Source organism: Streptomyces sp. NPDC107562 (assembly GCF_055657325.1).
Genome location: NZ_JBVKBE010000014.1, coordinates 146,201 through 163,944, shown reverse-complemented (window position 1 = coordinate 163,944; position 17,744 = coordinate 146,201). Strand labels below are relative to the sequence as shown.

At 71.5% G+C, this 17,744-nt stretch carries 17 protein-coding genes and 1 other RNA gene; 16 read left to right on the top strand and 2 right to left on the bottom strand.

Going from position 1 to position 17,744, the window contains the following annotated elements; translation table 11 throughout:
* Positions 1-39: 39 nt before the first annotated feature.
* From ACZ7LV_RS31160 to ACZ7LV_RS31150, 3 genes are all read left to right on the top strand, one after another.
* Positions 40-1,272, top strand: a complete 1,233-nt coding sequence (locus ACZ7LV_RS31160; protein WP_471944221.1) for a serine/threonine-protein kinase — start codon at positions 40-42, stop codon at positions 1,270-1,272.
* Positions 1,273-1,411: 139 nt separating this feature from the next.
* The gene (prfB, locus tag ACZ7LV_RS31155) at positions 1,412-2,518 is read left to right on the top strand and encodes a peptide chain release factor 2 (RefSeq protein WP_401681140.1); all 1,107 of its coding nucleotides are present in this window, start codon (positions 1,412-1,414) and stop codon (positions 2,516-2,518) included.
* A gap of 299 nt (positions 2,519-2,817) precedes the next feature.
* Positions 2,818-3,438 (top strand): LPXTG cell wall anchor domain-containing protein, encoded by a 621-nt coding sequence (locus tag ACZ7LV_RS31150; protein ID WP_471944219.1) that lies wholly within the window; start codon positions 2,818-2,820, stop codon positions 3,436-3,438.
* Positions 3,439-3,511: 73 nt separating this feature from the next.
* On the opposite strand, the gene ACZ7LV_RS31145 is transcribed toward ACZ7LV_RS31150, so the two are convergent.
* Positions 3,512-3,703: a hypothetical protein gene (locus tag ACZ7LV_RS31145; protein ID WP_401681134.1), complete on the bottom strand. Its 192-nt coding sequence runs from the start codon at positions 3,701-3,703 to the stop codon at positions 3,512-3,514.
* A gap of 228 nt (positions 3,704-3,931) precedes the next feature.
* Between ACZ7LV_RS31145 and ftsE the strand changes: the two genes are divergently transcribed.
* From ftsE to ACZ7LV_RS31115, 6 genes are all read left to right on the top strand, one after another.
* Positions 3,932-4,621 carry a cell division ATP-binding protein FtsE gene (gene ftsE, locus ACZ7LV_RS31140; RefSeq protein WP_365454009.1) on the top strand — a complete coding sequence of 230 codons (690 nt, stop codon included), beginning with the start codon at positions 3,932-3,934 and terminating at the stop codon, positions 4,619-4,621.
* 40 nt (positions 4,622-4,661) lie between these two features.
* Positions 4,662-5,579 carry a permease-like cell division protein FtsX gene (gene ftsX, locus ACZ7LV_RS31135; protein ID WP_401681131.1) on the top strand — a complete coding sequence of 306 codons (918 nt, stop codon included), beginning with the start codon at positions 4,662-4,664 and terminating at the stop codon, positions 5,577-5,579.
* Between the two features lie 67 nt (positions 5,580-5,646).
* A complete protein-coding gene (locus ACZ7LV_RS31130; RefSeq protein WP_471944217.1) occupies positions 5,647-6,807 on the top strand; it encodes a S41 family peptidase in 1,161 nt (386 codons plus the stop codon).
* 62 nt (positions 6,808-6,869) lie between these two features.
* Positions 6,870-7,349 (top strand): SsrA-binding protein SmpB, encoded by a 480-nt coding sequence (gene smpB, locus ACZ7LV_RS31125; protein WP_471944215.1) that lies wholly within the window; start codon positions 6,870-6,872, stop codon positions 7,347-7,349.
* Positions 7,350-7,493: 144 nt separating this feature from the next.
* Positions 7,494-7,862, top strand: a transfer-messenger RNA (tmRNA) gene (gene ssrA, locus ACZ7LV_RS31120).
* A gap of 107 nt (positions 7,863-7,969) precedes the next feature.
* The gene (locus tag ACZ7LV_RS31115) at positions 7,970-8,953 is read left to right on the top strand and encodes an extracellular catalytic domain type 1 short-chain-length polyhydroxyalkanoate depolymerase (protein ID WP_471944213.1); all 984 of its coding nucleotides are present in this window, start codon (positions 7,970-7,972) and stop codon (positions 8,951-8,953) included.
* Here ACZ7LV_RS31115 and ACZ7LV_RS31110 read toward each other — a convergent pair.
* Positions 8,920-10,179: an MFS transporter gene (locus ACZ7LV_RS31110; protein ID WP_471944211.1), complete on the bottom strand. Its 1,260-nt coding sequence runs from the start codon at positions 10,177-10,179 to the stop codon at positions 8,920-8,922. The genes ACZ7LV_RS31115 and ACZ7LV_RS31110 overlap by 34 nt on opposite strands.
* Positions 10,180-10,262: 83 nt before the next feature.
* Between ACZ7LV_RS31110 and ACZ7LV_RS31105 the strand changes: the two genes are divergently transcribed.
* From ACZ7LV_RS31105 to ACZ7LV_RS31075, 7 genes are all read left to right on the top strand, one after another.
* Positions 10,263-11,228, top strand: coding sequence for a LysR family transcriptional regulator (locus ACZ7LV_RS31105; RefSeq protein ID WP_471944209.1), 966 nt, complete (start codon positions 10,263-10,265; stop codon positions 11,226-11,228).
* Positions 11,229-11,314: 86 nt separating this feature from the next.
* Positions 11,315-12,031 (top strand): hypothetical protein, encoded by a 717-nt coding sequence (locus ACZ7LV_RS31100; RefSeq protein ID WP_471944207.1) that lies wholly within the window; start codon positions 11,315-11,317, stop codon positions 12,029-12,031.
* A 154-nt stretch (positions 12,032-12,185) separates the two neighbouring features.
* Positions 12,186-13,571, top strand: a complete 1,386-nt coding sequence (locus ACZ7LV_RS31095) for a nitrate/nitrite transporter (protein ID WP_471944205.1) — start codon at positions 12,186-12,188, stop codon at positions 13,569-13,571.
* A 119-nt stretch (positions 13,572-13,690) separates the two neighbouring features.
* The gene (locus ACZ7LV_RS31090) at positions 13,691-14,863 is read left to right on the top strand and encodes a uroporphyrinogen-III synthase (RefSeq protein ID WP_471944203.1); all 1,173 of its coding nucleotides are present in this window, start codon (positions 13,691-13,693) and stop codon (positions 14,861-14,863) included.
* A gap of 526 nt (positions 14,864-15,389) precedes the next feature.
* On the top strand, positions 15,390-15,983 hold the full coding sequence (locus ACZ7LV_RS31085) for a CGNR zinc finger domain-containing protein (RefSeq protein WP_471944201.1): 594 nt from the start codon (positions 15,390-15,392) through the stop codon (positions 15,981-15,983).
* Between the two features lie 269 nt (positions 15,984-16,252).
* Entirely contained in the window at positions 16,253-16,837 is a 585-nt protein-coding gene (locus ACZ7LV_RS31080; RefSeq protein ID WP_196462372.1) for a sigma-70 family RNA polymerase sigma factor, read from the top strand.
* A gap of 50 nt (positions 16,838-16,887) precedes the next feature.
* Positions 16,888-17,655: an anti-sigma factor family protein gene (locus ACZ7LV_RS31075; protein WP_471944199.1), complete on the top strand. Its 768-nt coding sequence runs from the start codon at positions 16,888-16,890 to the stop codon at positions 17,653-17,655.
* The last annotated feature ends 89 nt before the right edge of the window (positions 17,656-17,744 follow it).

Genomic DNA, 17,744 nt, shown 5'->3' with positions numbered 1-17,744 from the left:
GCGTAGTTTTAGCGACAACACGCGTCTGTAGGAGCAGTCTTGGCACGGAAGATCGGTAGCCGGTACACCGCCAACCAGATCCTGGGGCGGGGCAGCGCCGGCACGGTGTGGCTGGGCGAGGGACCCGAGGGGCCCGTCGCCATCAAGCTGCTGCGTGAGGATCTCGCCTCCGACCAGGAGCTCGTGGGGCGATTCGTCCAGGAGCGGACGGCCCTGCTCGGTCTGGAGCACCCGAACGTCGTCTCCGTCCGCGATCTGGTGGTGGACGGCAACGATCTCGCGCTCGTCATGGACCTGGTCCGCGGCACGGACCTGCGCACCCGGCTGGACCGGGAGCGGCGACTGGCGCCCGAGGCGGCGGTCGCCATCGCGGCGGACGTCGCGGAGGGGCTGGCGGCGGCGCACGCGGCCGGGGTGGTGCACCGGGACGTCAAACCGGAGAACGTCCTGCTGGACATGCAGGGCCCGCTCGGACCGGGCGGCTCGCACCGTGCGCTGCTGACGGACTTCGGCGTCGCCAAGCTGATCGACTCCCCGCGCCGGACCCGCGCCACGAAGATCATCGGCACGCCGGACTACCTGGCGCCGGAGATCGTGGAGGGCCTCCCGCCCCGGGCCTCCGTGGACATCTACGCGCTGGCGACCGTGCTCTACGAGCTGCTCGCCGGCTTCACCCCCTTCGGCGGCGGCCACCCCGGCGCCGTGCTGCGCCGACACGTCACGGAGACGGTCGTCCCCCTGCCCGGCATCCCGGAGGAGCTGTGGCAGCTGCTGGTGCAGTGCCTGGCGAAGGCGCCCGCGTCGCGGCTGCGGGCGTCCGAGCTGGCCGCCCGTCTGCGCGAGCAGCTCCCGATACTGCGCGGGATGCCGCCGCTCGACGTGGACGAGCCGGACACCGAGCCGGAGGAGCCCGCCGAGCCGGCGCCGGCCGGAGAGCCCCGGACGCCGGTGCGGGAACGTCGCGGCGCGGTCCCGCTGGTCCCCGGCGCGAAGCCCGACTCCAACCGCGACACCCATACGTCGATGAGGGTGCCGGCGCCGGACGAGCTGGCCGGTGGCGCGCGAGGCACCGCGCGGGCCCCCCGTGCCGCGGGCGCCCCCCGCCCCGGCTCGGCCCGCCACCGCTCCACCACCAGGCGCCGCCGACTGGTCCTGGCGGCGGCCGCCGTCGCCGTGGCCGCCGCCGCGGGCACCGGCGCCTGGCTGATCACGTCGGACGACGGGGCGGCGTCCCCGCAGGACACGCGGAGCACGGCCCCCGAGTCACCGTGACCACCCCGGGCCCGCACCGCCGGGCCCGGGCAGGCGGCGACCCGGTCCGTCCCGGTCGGTCAAGGCGGCGCACCCCGCCCACACCGGCCCGGGGCCCAGCGCGGCCGAGGTCGGTTGCCACAGCCGTTACGCTGGGAGCGTGGCAGTCGTCGATGTATCCGAAGAGCTCAAGTCCCTCTCCTCGACCATGGAGTCGATCGAGGCCGTCCTGGACCTCGACAGGATGAGGGCAGACATCGCCGTGCTCGAGGAGCAGGCGGCCGCGCCGTCCCTCTGGGACAACCCGGACGAGGCGCAGAAGATCACCAGCAAGCTCTCCCACCTCCAGGCCGAGGTCAGGAAGGCGGAGGCACTGCGCGGGCGGATCGACGATCTCGCGGTGCTGTTCGAGATGGCCGAGGAGGAGGACGACCCGGACACCCGCTCCGAGGCGGAGTCCGAGCTCGCCGCCGTCCGCAAGGCCCTCGACGAGATGGAGGTGCGGACGCTTCTCAGCGGTGAGTACGACTCCCGGGAAGCGCTCGTGAACATCCGCGCCGAGGCCGGTGGCGTCGACGCCGCCGACTTCGCCGAGCGTCTCCAGCGGATGTACCTGCGCTGGGCCGAGCAGCACGGCTACAAGACCGAGATCTACGAGACCTCCTACGCGGAGGAGGCGGGCATCAAGTCCACCACCTTCGCGGTGCAGGTGCCCTACGCCTACGGCACCCTCTCCGTCGAGCAGGGCACGCACCGCCTGGTGCGCATCTCGCCGTTCGACAACCAGGGGCGCCGCCAGACCTCCTTCGCCGGGGTCGAGGTGCTGCCCGTGGTCGAGCAGACCGACCACATCGAGATCGACGAGACCGAGCTGCGCGTGGACGTCTACCGGTCCTCCGGACCCGGCGGCCAGGGCGTCAACACCACCGACTCGGCGGTGCGCCTCACGCACCTCCCCACCGGCATCGTGGTCTCCTGCCAGAACGAGCGCTCGCAGATCCAGAACAAGGCCACCGCCATGAACGTCCTCCAGGCCAAGCTGCTGGAGCGGCGCCGGCAGGAGGAGCAGGCCAAGATGGACGCCCTCAAGGGCGACGGCGGCAACTCCTGGGGCAACCAGATGCGTTCGTACGTCCTGCACCCGTACCAGATGGTCAAGGACCTGCGCACCGAGCACGAAGTCGGCAACCCGGAGGCCGTGTTCAACGGCGAGATCGACGGCTTCCTGGAGGCCGGAATTCGCTGGCGCAAGCAGCAGGAGAAGTAAGAGAAGCGTTTTGTCGACAAGGCAACTGCCGCCCTTTCGGCGGCAGTTGCCTTTTCCATGCCTGGATGTCTGGGTTTTACATCACACTCACACGCTTCACCGCATGGCAAAGAGAACGTACCTGGACATCGCGTACGCAACGGCCTTGACGTTGCTGTGAAAAATCGGAAGGGTGAAGCGTGGCATGCGTATCTCCGGGGCGCATGTGAACCGGGGGGTTTCATCGCATCAGCTACTCCCGTCGATCACGGCCCCGAGCGCCGCCTCACTGACGATGAGCTACTGGGGGTAGCAACCAGATGACCAACAAGACGCGCGTCCGTGTCGCGCGGATCGCCGCCGGCGCCGTGATCGCGGCCGGTGCCTCGCTGACCGCCGCGGGTGCCGCTTCCGCCACCGAGGCCGAGGACTGCTTCGTCGGCATCCTGTGCGACGAGCGCTCGCCGAGCCCGGACCCGGACCCGACCATCCCGACCGGTGAGCCGACGATCCCGACGGGCGAGCCCACCGTCCCGACCGGTGAGCCGACGGTTCCGACGGGTGAGCCGACCGTTCCGACGGGTGAGCCGACCGACCCGACCGAGGAGCCCACCGAGCCGGAGGAGCCCACCGACCCCGAGGAGCCCACCGAGGACCCCTCGGACGACGAGACCACTGCCCCCGGCAACGGCGGCGGCGACAACACCGACCCCGACGGTGGCACCTCCCCGCAGGACGAGGGTTCCTCGTCCCTGACGGACACCGGCTCCGAGCTCCCCGCGGCCGACACCTCGGCCCAGGGCGGGGGCGACGAGCTCGCCGAGACGGGTGCCGCGCAGACCACGTTCCTGCTGATCGGCGCCGCGACGATGATCGCCGGCGGCGTCGGCTTCCGGGTGCTGCCGCGCCTGGTGAGCGGCCGCGGCGGGGCCGCTGCCTGACGGTCGCCGAGCGTGATCGCCGAAGGGCCCGGAGCAACCGCTCCGGGCCCTTCGGCGTATCTCCCGCCGTGTCCTACGCGGTCTGGTGCGCGAGCAGCGCGACCGCCGCGATCAGCATCACCAGCAGGGCGATCAGGGTCATGGGGTTGAGAGCCGCGAGGGGGTTCTGCTGCTGCAGCCGCTCGCGGTTGGCCCGGCACACGGGGCAGCGGCCCTCGTTCACGGGCGCGGCACAGTTCGCGCACACCAGTCGGTCGTACGTCATGTGCTCGCCTCCTTGCACCGGTACCGGTTCGTGCTTAGAACGTCCGGGGGAACGTAAACGTTCCCCTCCACTGTGCCAGGTTCCTCCGGAAAGGGCGCGGGCGCTCTCAGAAACGTTGTGGTGGACAAAAGTGCACAAGTATTGCACAACCGCCACCTGTGCCTGCGCTTGCGCACCCGCGTCGCGTATGGTCACGCACATCTACCCCCGGCGACCCGTGGTGCATCCGTGATCCGATTCGACAACGTGTCCAAGGTCTACCCCAAGCAGACCCGCCCCGCCCTCAGGGATGTCTCCCTCGAGGTGGAAAAGGGTGAGTTCATCTTCCTTGTGGGGTCCTCAGGCTCCGGAAAGTCCACCTTCCTGCGGCTGATCCTCCGCGAGGAGCGGTGCAGCCACGGTCAGGTGCACGTCCTGGGCAAGGACCTCGCGCGCCTCTCCAACTGGAAGGTGCCGCAGATGCGGCGCCAGTTGGGGACGGTCTTCCAGGACTTCCGGCTGCTGCCGAACAAGACCGTCGGCGAGAACGTCGCGTTCGCGCAGGAGGTCATCGGCAAGTCGCGCGGCGAGATCCGCAAGTCCGTGCCGCAGGTGCTCGAACTGGTCGGGCTCGGCGGCAAGGAGGACCGGATGCCGGGCGAGCTGTCCGGTGGTGAGCAGCAGCGCGTCGCCATCGCGCGGGCCTTCGTCAACCGGCCCAAGCTGCTGATCGCCGACGAGCCCACCGGCAACCTCGACCCCCAGACCTCCGTCGGCATCATGAAGCTGCTCGACCGGATCAACCGGACGGGCACGACCGTGGTGATGGCCACGCACGACCAGAACATCGTGGACCAGATGCGCAAGCGCGTCATCGAGCTGGAGAAGGGCCGCCTCGTCCGCGACCAGGCCCGCGGCGTCTACGGCTACCAGCACTGAGACAGCAGCGAGATCCACGGAAAGGCTTGAAGCAGACGCCATGCGCGCCCAGTTCGTTCTGTCGGAGATCGGTGTAGGTCTCCGCCGCAATCTGACGATGACCTTCGCGGTCATCGTCTCGGTCGCCCTGTCCCTGGCCCTCTTCGGCGGTTCGCTGCTGATGAGCGACCAGGTGAACACCATGAAGGGCTACTGGTACGACAAGGTCAACGTCTCGATCTTCCTCTGCAACAAGAGCGACGCCGAGTCCGACCCCAACTGCGCCAAGGGCGCCGTCACCGAGGAGCAGAAGGAGCAGATCCTCACCGACCTCAAGAAGATGACGGTCGTCGACAACGTGACGGCCGAGTCGCAGGACCAGGCGTACAAGCACTACAAGGAGCAGTTCGGCGACTCCCCGCTGGCCAGCTCCCTCACGCCGGACCAGATGCAGGAGTCGTTCCGCATCAAGCTGAAGGACCCGGAGAAGTACCAGGTCATCGCGACCGCCTTCAACGGACGGGACGGCGTGCAGTCGGTGCAGGACCAGAAGGGCCTCCTCGACAACCTCTTCGAGCTGCTGAACGGCATGAACTGGGCCGCTCGCGCGGTGATGGCCCTGATGCTGGTGGTGGCGCTGATGCTGATCGTCAACACCGTGCGGGTCTCGGCGTTCAGCCGGCGGCGTGAGACCGGCATCATGCGGCTGGTCGGCGCCTCCGGCTTCTACATCCAGGCGCCGTTCATCATGGAGGCCGCGGTCGCGGGACTGATCGGCGGCACCCTGGCGTGCGGCTTCCTGGTGCTCGGGCGGTACTTCATCATCGACAACGGCCTGGCCCTGTCCGAGAAGCTGAACCTGATCAACTTCATCGGCTGGGACGCCGTCCTCACGAAGCTGCCGCTCATCCTCGCGGCAAGCCTTCTGATGCCCGCGTTGGCGGCTTTCTTCGCGTTGCGCAAGTACCTGAAGGTGTGACACATGCCAAGAGGGCCGTACGGTCAACCGACCGTACGGCCCTTCGCGTTGTCCTAGACTCACCGGCATGTCAGGTCGTGACCTGTTCTGTCAGCCCCGCCGCTTCGGCCGCGGGGCCGCCCTGACATTGGTGTTCGCCAGCGTGCTCGTCGCCGGCGCCGCGACCGGCTCGCTGCCCGGGGACGAGCACGGCACCCCGTCCGGTACGACGCCCTCCGCCCCCGTCGGCAGCCAGCAGGAGGTGGCGCGCGCCGCCGCCCAGGCCATGGCAGAGGGCAAGTCCCCCATCGAGGCCGCCGAACGCGCCGTGAGCCGCAGCGGCAACCGCTGGGACGCCGTCTACTCCCGGGGCGAGTACGAGGAGTTCCAGGAGGCCCTGGACGGCGAGTACACCGGCGTCGGGCTGTCCGCCCGCCGTGAGCGGGGCGGACGTATCGAGGTGACGGAGGTGGCCACGGGCTCACCCGCCGCCGAGGCCGGTATCCGCGCCGGGGACCGGCTGCGCAGCGTCGACGGGCGGAAGGTCGACGGGCGTCCGGTCACCGAGGTGGTCTCCCTGCTGCGCGGCGACGCCACCGACGCGGACGCCGGTACGACCGTCCGCCTCGGGGTGGAGCGCGGCACCCGCGCGTGGACCCGGACGCTGCGCCGGGCCCGGCTGTCCACCGACTCCGTGACCGTGCGCACGCTCGCCGACGGGGCCACCGTGATCAGGATCGCCGCCTTCACCAAGGGCTCCGGCGAGGTGGTCCGCGAGGCCGTACGGCAGGCACCGGCCGCCTCCGGAGTCGTCCTCGACCTGCGCGCCAACAGCGGTGGCCTGGTCACCGAGGCCGTCACCGCCGCCTCCGCCTTCCTCGACGGCGGCCTGGTCGCCACCTACGACGTCGACGGCGAGCAGCTCGCCCTGCATGCCGAGCCCGGGGGCGACTCGACCCGCCCCGTGGTCGCGCTCGTCGACGGCGGCACGATGAGCGCGGCCGAGCTGCTCACCGGCGCGCTCCAGGACCGCGGCCGTGCGGTCGTGGTGGGCTCGCGCACCTTCGGCAAGGGTTCGGTCCAGATGCCGAGCCGCCTGCCCGACGGCTCCGTCGCCGAGCTGACCGTCGGCCACTACCGCACCCCGTCGGGCCGTGGCGTCGACGGCCGCGGCATCACCCCCGACCTGGAGGCGGGCGAACGCGCGCTCCAACGGGCGCAGACCGTCCTCGCCGGACTCGGCCGGTAGCACCCCGCCTCGTTAATCGGCTTCCCTCGCACCCCCTTCGTAGTGCGAAAATGGGCGGCACTATGGCTAAGGAAAAAGGGCGCAAGCTGATCGCGCAGAACAAGAAGGCGCGGTACGACTACCACATCCTGGACACCTACGAGGCCGGTCTGGTCCTCACGGGCACCGAGGTGAAGTCACTGCGTCAGGGCCGGGCCTCGCTGGTCGACGGGTTCGTCCAGCTGGACGACCACGAGGCGTGGCTGCACAACGTGCACGTGCCGGAGTACAGCCAGGGCACCTGGACCAACCACAGCGCCCGGCGCAAGCGCAAGCTGCTCCTGCACCGCGAGGAGATCGACAAGCTGGAGTCCAAGTCGGGAGAGACGGGTCACACCATCGTGCCGCTCGCCCTGTACTTCAAGGACGGCCGGGCCAAGGTGGAGATCGCGCTCGCCCGGGGCAAGAAGGAGTTCGACAAGCGGCAGACCCTGCGGGAGAAGCAGGACCGCCGTGAGACCGACCGCGCCATGTCGGCGGTGCGGCGCCGGCAGCGGGCCTGAGCGGGGAATGCCCCGGCGCCCGGCCGCGTTGAACCGGGTACGGCGGGGGCGTGACCGCCGGGAATACGGTGGCATCGGCCGAGGGTGATCCCGTACGATGGCATCTGCACCCCACAGCGGGTGCGGCGTTTGAAAAAACAACATGGGGATGATCGGTTTCGACAGCGGCTGTCGAAGCAGGGGAAGCGTGTCGAGGAAGCGGCCATGATCTCGTAAACCACAGGCCGAAAAAAATAATCGCCAATACCAAGCGCGATTCCTTCGCCCTCGCTGCCTAAGTAGCGACTCGCGAAGTGTCAGCCCGGGGCTGTTCCCGACCCGGATCCTGGCATCAGCTAGGGGACTAAACCTTGATCCCGGTCACGGGGTGAAGAGGGAAACCAAACAGTGACTGAGCCCGTCGGAGACTTGTCCGCGTGATCTCCGGGGCCGAGAAAAGCGCAGCGGACTGCACACGGAGAAGCCCTGATTCCACACCGTTGGACGCGGGTTCGATTCCCGCCATCTCCACAATCTCCATGCGACGAGAGCCCGGTGGTCTTCGACCACCGGGCTCTCGTCGTTTTTATGGGGTCCGGCTCCATATCGAGGGGTGGTTCACGGTTCTACGGTCCCTCCCCATGACACAGACCAGAGCCGCACAGCCTCGTATCGCCGTCCTGGTGACCCTGCTGGTCGCCCTGATCGCCGCCGTCCTCACGCCCGGCCGGGCGGTGGCCGCCTCGCTCCAGGAGGTCACCGCGTTCGGGAGCAATCCCGGGGCGCTGAAGATGTACCGCTACGTGCCCGACGGGCTGCCCTCCGGGCGCCCCGTCGTCGTCGCCCTGCACGGCTGCACGCAGAACGCCGCCGGCTACGGCACCGGCAGCGGCTGGATGCAGCTCGCCGACCGCTGGGGCTTCTCCGTCGTGCTGCCGCAGCAGCCGAGCGCCAACAACCTCTCGTCCTGCTTCAACTGGTTCGAGACCGGCGACATCGCGCGCGGCCAGGGCGAGGCCGCGTCCCTCGCCCAGATGCTGGACCGGCAACTCGCCGACGTGTCGGGCGACCCGGGGCGGGTGTACGTCACCGGGCTGTCCGCGGGCGGTGCCATGACGTCCGTGCTGATGGCGGCCTACCCGGAGAAGTTCGCCGCGGGCGGCGTCGTCGCCGGGCTGCCCTACGGATGCGCGCAGGCGGCCGGATCGCCCTACGTGTGCATGTACGTCGGTGCCACGCAGACCCCGAAGCAGTGGGGCGACCGGGTACGGGCCGCGCGGCCCGGGTACACCGGGCCGCGGCCGGTGCTCACCGTGCTGCACGGCACCGCCGACTACACGGTCCGGCCCGTCAACATGAGCGACCTGGTCGAGCAGTGGACGGACGTGCACGGCGCCGACCAGGCGGCCGACGTGTCCGACTCCGTCGCCGGGTACCCCCACCAGGTCTTCCGGGACGCGGGTGGCCGCGCGGTCGTCGAGACGTACGGGCTCACCGGGATGGGACACGGGCAGCCCGTCGACCCCGGCAGCGGCTCTGCGCAGTGCGGGACGGCGGGGGCGTACATGCTCGACGTGAACCTGTGCGCCGCCTACCGGCTGGGGCTCGCCTGGGGACTGGGCTGAGACACCCCGCGCGCCCGTCCTGAGCCGCGCGCCGCGCGGGACAGGAGGGTGATGACGAGGGCGAGGGCGGCGGCGGCCACCGGTATGCCGAAACCGGTGGCCGCCGACATGCGCTCCACCGTCCAGCCGCCGAGTGCGCTGCCGCCCGCGACACCCCCGAGCAGCGCGGTCACGGCGAGGGTCATGCCCTCGTTGAGGCGGTCGACGGGGGTGCGCTGCTGGACGAGGGCCATACCGGTGACCATCGTCGGGGCGGTCGCCATCCCGGCGACGAGCAGCGCGGGGGCGAGGACGAGAAGGGAGGAGGTGACCGTGGCCGCCAGCAGGGGGAGGGTCAGCAGGGCCGCCATCGCCGCCGTGCACCAGGACAGACGGCGGTCGGCCGCGCCCTTGAGCCGCAGCGTGCCGAAGAGCAGTCCGGCCGCGCCGGAGCCCGCCGCCTGGAGGCCGAGCAGGACGCCCCCCGCCGTGCGCCGGCCCTGTTCGTCCGCGAACGCGAGCGTCACGACCTCCGTCGCGCCGAACACCGCGCCCGTGGCCAGGAAGGCCGCGAGCAGCGCGGGCATCCCGGGGGAGCGCAGCGGCGAAGGGGCCTTGGTGCGCGGTGCCACCGGCGGCTCCGTGGCGCGCTGGGCGGTGAACAGGAGCATGCCGGCGACCAGCAGGACGCCCGCGGTCAGCGTGCCCGCCTCGGGGAAGAACGTCCCGCAGAGAACGGCCGCGAGCACCGGGCCCAGCATGAAGCACAGCTCGTCGGCGGCCTGCTCGAAGGAGTTGGCGGTGTGCAGGGCCTCCGGGTCGCCCCGCAGGAGGTGCGCCCACCGGGCACGGGACATGCCGCCGATGTTGGGAGTGGTGGCGGTGGCGGCGTAGGCGGCGAAGAGGGTCCAGTCCGGCGCGTCGTGGTGCAGACACAGCAGCAGGGCCAGGCTGCCCAGGGCCGCCGTGAGGGTGGCGAGGACGGCGACGCGGGCCTGGCCGTGGCGGTCGACGAGGCGGGCGACCCAGGGGCCGACCAGCGCGGTGGCGGTGAGGCCGGTCGCGGTGACGGCGCCGGCGAGGGCGTACGAGCCGCGGGACGAGGCGATCATCACGACCGCGCTCACGGTGAACATCCCCATCGGCAGCCGGGCGACGAGGTTGCCCAGCGTGAAGGCGCGGGTGCCGGGGTGGGCGAACAGGCGGCGGTAGGGGCCCGGTTCGCGGGCCGGCGTCGGTTGCGGCATGGGGCCACCGTCGCCCGGGGACGATCAAGGCGTCCAACACTTTCTCCGCCCCGATTCACGCGCTCCTGTTGTAAGTTCCCGCCATGTCCGCATCCGCCCATCTCGACCCCCGCCTCCTGCGCGCCTTCGTCACGGTCGCCGAGGAACTGCACTTCACCCGCGCCGCGGCCCGGCTGTACGTCGCGCAGCAGGCGCTGAGCCGCGATGTGCGGCGGCTGGAGCGGGAGCTCGGCGCCGAGCTGTTCGTCCGGACGACCCGGCAGGTGACGCTGACGGCGGACGGGGAGCGGCTGGTGCCCCACGCCCGCCGGGTGCTCGCGGCCCAGGAGGCGTTGTTCACGGCCTTCGGGCAGGCCCGACCCCTGCTCGTCGACCTGAACTCGCCCGGTCTCGGCACCCCGCGCCGGGTGCTGCACCGGGCCCGCGAACTCGCGCCGGAGCACGAGCTGCTGGCCCGCTACGAGAGCGGGCTGACCGGAGCCGCGGGGGAGCTGCTCGCGGGGCGGATCGACGTGTCGTTCGGACGGTTCGCGGGACTGGACCCGGCGCTGCGCAGGCAGTTGGAGCACCGGATCGTGCGGTACGAGCCGATGGCGGTGGTGCTGCCGGAGGACCACCGGCTGGCGGCGCTGCCCCGCATCCCGCTCGCGGCGCTGGCGGGGGAGAGCGTGTACGCCGGGGCCGGCAATCCGCGGACGCCCGAGTGGACGGACCTGGCGCGGCGGCTGTTCGAGGGGCGGGGGATCGAGGTCGCGGCGCCGCTGCCGCCGGCGGTGGGGGACGAGGAGTTCCAGCGGGTGATGGCGAGGACGCGGTGCCCGGTGCTCGCCGTGGTGGACTTCCCGGCCATGCCGGGGACGGTGCGACGGCCCCTGGTGGATCCCGTCCCCTTGTCGCCGGTGTCCCTGGTGTGGCGCACGGGGCTGGCGCATCCGGCGCTGGAGGCGCTGTGGCGGGCGGCGGACGAGGCAGGCCGGGAGGAGGGGTGGCTGCGGGTGCCGGACGGGGCGTGGCTGCCGGCGGTGGACCGGCCCACCGGCGCGGACTGAGGCGCCGGCCGCTCGAAGGGCGCGCGCCGCTGTGGCAGACTGCCAGCCGCGTCGCGCAGGTGAACCGGGTGATCGGGGGACTTTCGGTGAGTAGGCGACAGGTGCAGAACGTGCTGCGGCTGATGGCGGGCGGCGGGCCGGTGGAGCTCAGCAGTCCTCTGGCGTCCGTGCAGAGACTCGCCCGACTCGCCTTCGTCGCCCAGCAGTTCGGGTACGAGTACGTCGACGTCCGCCAGGCCGGGTCGCGCAACGGCGCGCTGGTGATGCTGCTCATGCCCGACCCCAGCCCCGTCGCCCGCGCGCGTGCCGCGCAGAACCGGGCGCAGTACCCGAACGCCGCCGACGGCATCTCGCTGCCGCCCGCCGTCCCCGACGCCCTCGAACTGCTCAAGGCCCGCATCAACTTCGACCTCACCGGCCGGCACTCCGAGCGGCAGCGGCTGGCGTACGCGGCGCTCGCGGTCACCGTCGGCAGCCTGGTCGTCGGGGCGAACCTCGGCGGCGACAGCGCCTTCACGATCGCCGGGATCATGTGGGCCTCCTGCATGGTGCTCCTCGCCGGCGGCCTCGCCGTGGGCCGTCGCCGCAACACCAGGTACGCCGCCCGCCTCGAGGCCGCCGGCTTCACCCCGTTCACCGACGACACCGGCCGACTGCGGTACCTGCCGCCGGGCACGCCGATGCCGGGCCACCCGTACGCGAACGGGCCCTACGGCGCGATGCCGGACGGCGGCACCCACGCCCCCCAGCAGCCGCCGGCCCACCCCCGGCAGGACCCTCAGGGGCAGCCCCCGCAGGGCTGATCCGCCACGACCTCTCATCCCACCCCCGCCCGGGGTGAGAGCAAAGTTTTCTTCCGGTCACCCACCGCCACAGACCGGAAACGCGTCCTCCCTACCTTCGGGACTCAGCCACTCAGCGCGGCACCACCGAGCCCCGGAGCACCGTGGAGGCGTCATGACACCCCCGAGTACAGCCCCCGCACCTCGCGGCGGAGCAGGCCGCTGGATCGAGGACTGGGATCCCGAGGACGAGACCTTCTGGCGGGAGACCGGCGAACGGATCGCCCGCCGGAACCTGCTCTTCTCCGTGCTCTGCGAGCACATCGGGTTCTCCGTCTGGACCCTGTGGTCGGTGATGGTGCTGTTCATGGGCCCGGAGTACGGCCTGACCCCGGCGGACAAGTTCGTCCTGGTCTCGATGGCCACGCTGGTCGGCGCCGTCGTCCGGGTCCCCTACACCTTCGCCGTCGCCGTCTTCGGCGGCCGGAACTGGACGATCGTCTCGGCCGGTCTCCTCCTCGTGCCCACCGTCGCCGCCTTCCTCGTCATGGAGCCGGGGACCTCGTACACCACCTTCCTGCTCTGCGCGATGCTCGCCGGCGTCGGCGGCGGCAACTTCGCCTCCTCGATGACCAACATCAACGCCTTCTTCCCGCTGCGGAAGAAGGGCTGGGCGCTCGGCCTGAACGCCGGCGGGGGCAACATCGGTGTGCCGGTGGTGCAGCTCGCCGGGCTGGCCGTGATCGGCGCGAGCGGAGGGCCGCGGCTGCTGCTCGGGATCTACATCCCGCTGATCGTGGTCGCCGCCGTGCTCGCCGCGCTGTCCATGGACAACATCGCCTCGCTGCGCAACGACTCCGGCGCCGCCAAGGAGGCCGTGCGGGCCGGACACACCTGGATCATGTCCTTCCTCTACATCGGCACCTTCGGCTCGTTCATCGGCTACAGCTTCGCCTTCGGACTGGTGCTCCAGACCCAGTTCGGCCGTACGCCGCTGCAGGCCGCGTACGTGACCTTCGTCGGCCCGCTGCTCGGCTCGCTGATCCGGCCGGTGGGCGGCGCGCTCGCCGACCGGTACGGCGGCGCCAGGATCACGCTGTGGAACTACGTCGGCATGGCCGCCGCCACCGCCGTGGTCGTCGTGGCGAGCATGCGGGAGTCGCTGCCGCTGTTCACGGCCGCGTTCATCGTGCTCTTCGTCCTGAGCGGGCTCGGCAACGGGTCGACGTACAAGATGATCCCCGGCATCTTCCGGAACAAGGCCCTCGCCATGGGGCTCGAAGGGGAGGAGGCCGCGGCCTACGGACGGCGGCTGTCCGGGGCGTCCATGGGGCTCATCGGGGCGGTGGGTGCGCTCGGCGGGCTCGGGATCAACCTGGCCTTCCGGCAGTCCTTCCTCACCGTGGGCTCCGGCACCGGCGCCTTCGTCGCCTTCCTGGTCTTCTACGGCCTCTGCTTCCTGGTCACCTGGGCCGTATACCTTCGCCGTCCGGCCCCGCCGGCTCCCGTCACCCGGGCCGCCACGGAGACGAAGCCGCAGCTCAGCTACGCCGAGGTGTGACGTAACACCGCCGACATCACGCCGAACCGAGCCTGTCACGCACCGTTGACAGGCTCGTTCACATCCAAGGGCGGCGACATGCGGGTGGGAACGAGTCGAGTGCGGGACGAGACCGAGTGATGCACGAGCCACAGCAGGGAACGGGACAGCCGGAGCGAGGCGCGGAGCACGGGCCCCTCGCCGGGTTCACCGTGGGCGTGACGGCCGCGCGCCGGGCGGACGAGCTGGGGGCGCTGCTCCAGCGGCGCGGGGCCGCCGTGCTGCACGCGCCGGCCCTGCGGATCGTGCCGCTCGCCGACGACAGCGAACTGCTGGCCGCCACCGAGGAACTCCTGGACAGGGTGCCGGACGTGGTCGTGGCGACGACCGCCATCGGCTTCCGGGGCTGGATCGAGGCCGCCGACGGGTGGGGGCTCGGGGAGACGCTGCTCGACCGGCTGCGCGGGGTGGAACTGCTCGCCCGCGGGCCCAAGGTGAAGGGCGCGATCCGGGCGGCCGGGCTGACCGAGCACTGGTCGCCGTCCTCCGAGTCGCTGGCCGAGGTCCTCGACCGGCTGCTGGAGGAGGGCGTCGACGGACGGCGCGTCGCGGTGCAGCTGCACGGCGAGCCGTTGCCCGGGTTCGTGGAGTCGCTGCGGGCGGGCGGCGCCGAGGTGGTCGGCGTGCCCGTCTACCGGTGGATGCCGCCGGAGGATCTCGCGCCCGTCGACCGGCTGCTCGACGCGACGGTGGGGCGCGGCGTCGACGCGCTGACCTTCACCAGCGCGCCCGCCGCGGCGTCCCTGCTGTCCCGCGCCGAGGAGCGGGGACTGCTGGCGGAACTGCTCACCGCCCTCCACCACGACGTGCTGCCCGCCTGCGTCGGCCCGGTCACCGCGCTGCCCCTGCAGGCCCGCGGCATCGACACCGTCCAGCCCGAACGCTTCCGGCTCGGCCCGCTCGTCCAGCTCCTGTGCAAGGAACTGCCCGCCAGGGCGCGGTCGTTGCCCGTGGCCGGGCACCGGGTGGAGATCCGGGGCCACGCGGTCCTGGTGGACGGCGACCTCAAGCCCGTGCCGCCGGCAGGTATGTCGCTGCTGCGCGCCCTGTCCCGCCGCCCCGGCTGGGTGGTCGCCCGGTCCGAGCTGTTGCGGGCGCTGCCCGGATCCGGCCGGGACGAGCACGCCGTCGAGACGGCGGTGGCCCGCCTGCGGACGGCCCTCGGCGCGCCGAAGCTGATCCAGACCGTGGTCAAACGCGGCTACCGACTGGCCCTGGATCCACCGACCGACACGAAGTACGCCGACACCTGACACGATGCGGCGGCTGTTCTGTGGCCGACGATCGGCCGGCGCGTGCCGTCACCCGGCCGCGGCGCCGTCGTGGTCGGTCGCGCAGTTCCTCGCGCCCCTGAGGGGTTCGGCTGCGGCGCCGTTGTGGCTGGTCGCGCAGTTCCTCGCGCCCCTGTGGGGCGCGTCGACGAGCCGGCGGCTGTGGAGTGGCCGTGACCCCGTGCGCCGTTGTGGCTGGTCGCGCAGTTCCCCGCGCCCCTGTGGCGTTCGACTGCGGCGCCGTTGTGGCTGGTCGCGCAGTTCCTCGCGCCCCTGTGGGGCGCGTCAACGAGCCGGTGGCTGGGGAGTGGCCGTGACCCCGTGCGCCGTGGGGGCCCGTCGCGTCGTTCCCCGCGACTCTGAGGGGCGCGTTGTGCGGCGAGGGGTACCGATCGTCGTTCGGGGCAGGCACATTGTGAGGTCTGTGGCGCGACCGGGCACACCGGCGCCGCAGACGAACCCCGGCACGCAGCAACGTACGGCGGAACGCTGAGGCGGTGACGCGCACATGGCACTGGGTATGGCCACGGCCCCCTACGAGTTGCGGTTCGGCGCCGGCCGGATCTGCCTCGACCTCCTGGCGACCGCCCACCCCGTGGAACGCCTCTGCTCCGCGGCCGCCCTGCACGCCTGGATCACCGGATCCGGCCTCGTCCCCCCGGGCACCGTGGCGGCCCGTGCCGACGCCACCTGGCTCGGCGCCTTCCATGAACTGCGCGGCCACATCGACCAGTTGGTGCGCGCCACCCTGTCCCCCGAGCCCCGCCCGCAGGACCTCCCGCTCGCCCAGGTCAACGCCGTCGCCCGCACCGCGCCCCCGGCGCCCCGCGCCCGGCGTGGTCAGGACGGCACGCTCGTACGGGAGCTGGACGGCCCGCCGGAGTGCGCCGCGCTGCTCGGCGCGATCGCCCGCGACGCCGTGGAGTTGCTCACCGACCCCGTCGCGCGGGCGGGACTGCGGCAGTGCGCGGGAGACAACTGCCCCCTCGTCTACCTCGACTCCTCCCGGGGCCGGCGCAGACGCTGGTGCTCCAGTGAGGTGTGCGGCAACCGCGAGCGGGTCGCCCGGCACCGCCGGCGCACGGCGGTGTCCCGAGCCTGACGGCCCGTTATGCGGCTTGTGCGCACATGGCGTTCGCGCCCGTCGAAGTGATTTCGACAACACGCCGTTTCAGACGTCGGTCCCCGTTTCCCGGAGCACCGCCTTGCCGATGTGGCGGAAATGTAAAGGAGGGGCGGGGGGAATGTGCCCCCATGTCCTCTCACGTCACGTCACCCCGAAGAAAACCGTCCCCTCGCTTTGAACACCCGAGGCCCCCTGTCCGTACCCCGTGGCGAGCGACCGACTGGGGGAACCCCCGGACACCGGAGGTGGGCGTGCGCAAGGATGCGGCCGTGGCCAATGAACGTGGATCGAGGGCCCGACATCGCATGTCCTCACAGCCCTCGGAACCTGATGAGGAGCTGATGCGTGCCCTGTACCAGGAGCACGCCGGACCTCTGCTCGCGTACGTCCTCAGGCTGGTCGCCGGAGATCGGCAGCGCGCCGAGGACGTCGTACAGGAAACGCTCATCCGTGCCTGGAAGAACGCCGGTCAGCTCAATCGGGCCACCGGTTCGGTACGCCCCTGGCTGGTGACGGTCGCGCGCCGCATCGTCATCGACGGCCACCGCAGCCGGCAGGCCCGGCCGCAGGAGGTCGACCCGTCGCCGCTGGAGGTCATCCCCGCGGAGGACGAGATCGACAAGGCGCTGTGGCTGATGACGCTGTCGGACGCGCTCGACGACCTGACCCCTGCCCACCGGGAGGTGCTCGTCGAGACGTATTTCAAGGGGCGTACCGTCAATGAGGCGGCGGAGACCCTGGGCATACCGAGTGGCACCGTGCGCTCCCGGGTGTTCTACGCCCTGCGGTCGATGAAGCTGGCGCTGGAGGAGCGGGGGGTGACGGCGTGATGAACACATACGGGGGATACGGAACGGGGGGCCCGGGTATGTCTGGCCCCATGCAGGGATCAACGGGCCCGAACGAACACGAGACCGTCGGCGCCTACGCCCTCGGAATCCTCGACGACCACGAGGCAACCGCTTTCGAGGTCCATCTCGCCGGCTGCGAGTGGTGCGCCCAGCAGCTCGACGAACTCGCCGGGATGGAACCGATGCTGGCCGCGCTCGCCGACCTCCCCGGCACCGGCACACCCTCGATCGGCGAGTCGCTGTCCGCCCGGCCGAGCCCGCGGCTGGCCGAGAAGCTGGTCGACGAGGTCGCCGAACGCCGCGCCCAGAAACGCCGCCGCAGCATGTACATGATCGCGGCCTCGGCCGCGCTGATCGTCGGTGGCCCGCTGGTCTCCGTCGCGGCGACCGGCGGCGAGGACACCGGCGGTGCCAACCGCACCGTGCAGGCGGTCAGCCCGGCCCAGCAGGCCTTCAAGGGCATGCCCGACCGGGTCACGGCGACCGACCCCAAGACGCAGGTCAGCGGCACGGTGGCGATGCAGGAGAAGCCGCACGGCACCGACGCGGTCCTGGAGCTCAAGAACGTCAAGGGCCCCGAGAAGTGCTCGCTGATCGCCGTGGGCAAGAACGGCGAGCGGGAGACGCTCAGCAACTGGTCCGTCCCGGACTGGGGGTACGGCCTGCCGAACGCCACCACGGACCAGGCCAAGAACCCGCTCTACATCCAGGGCGGCGCCGCCTTCGCCCCGAACGAGATCGACCACTTCGAGGTCATGACCTTCGACGGCGATCTGCTGGTGGAGATCGGCGCGTAGCGCGGTACGACGACTGCTGCGAAGCGGTCACGACATGAGCCCCGGGGGCCGTCAGGTGACGGACCCGGGGCTCACGCGTAGCCTTCAGG

Coding starts and splice junctions, on each gene's coding strand:
- ACZ7LV_RS31150 (WP_471944219.1), top strand. CDS start 2,818: ATGACCAACAAGACGCGCGTCCGTGTCGCGCGGATCGCCGCCGGCGCC.
- ACZ7LV_RS31145 (WP_401681134.1), bottom strand. CDS start 3,703: ATGACGTACGACCGACTGGTGTGCGCGAACTGTGCCGCGCCCGTGAAC.
- ftsX (WP_401681131.1), top strand. CDS start 4,662: ATGCGCGCCCAGTTCGTTCTGTCGGAGATCGGTGTAGGTCTCCGCCGC.
- ACZ7LV_RS31130 (WP_471944217.1), top strand. CDS start 5,647: ATGTCAGGTCGTGACCTGTTCTGTCAGCCCCGCCGCTTCGGCCGCGGG.
- smpB (WP_471944215.1), top strand. CDS start 6,870: ATGGCTAAGGAAAAAGGGCGCAAGCTGATCGCGCAGAACAAGAAGGCG.
- ACZ7LV_RS31115 (WP_471944213.1), top strand. CDS start 7,970: ATGACACAGACCAGAGCCGCACAGCCTCGTATCGCCGTCCTGGTGACC.
- ACZ7LV_RS31110 (WP_471944211.1), bottom strand. CDS start 10,179: ATGCCGCAACCGACGCCGGCCCGCGAACCGGGCCCCTACCGCCGCCTG.
- ACZ7LV_RS31105 (WP_471944209.1), top strand. CDS start 10,263: ATGTCCGCATCCGCCCATCTCGACCCCCGCCTCCTGCGCGCCTTCGTC.
- ACZ7LV_RS31095 (WP_471944205.1), top strand. CDS start 12,186: ATGACACCCCCGAGTACAGCCCCCGCACCTCGCGGCGGAGCAGGCCGC.
- ACZ7LV_RS31090 (WP_471944203.1), top strand. CDS start 13,691: ATGCACGAGCCACAGCAGGGAACGGGACAGCCGGAGCGAGGCGCGGAG.
- ACZ7LV_RS31085 (WP_471944201.1), top strand. CDS start 15,390: ATGGCACTGGGTATGGCCACGGCCCCCTACGAGTTGCGGTTCGGCGCC.
- ACZ7LV_RS31075 (WP_471944199.1), top strand. CDS start 16,888: ATGCAGGGATCAACGGGCCCGAACGAACACGAGACCGTCGGCGCCTAC.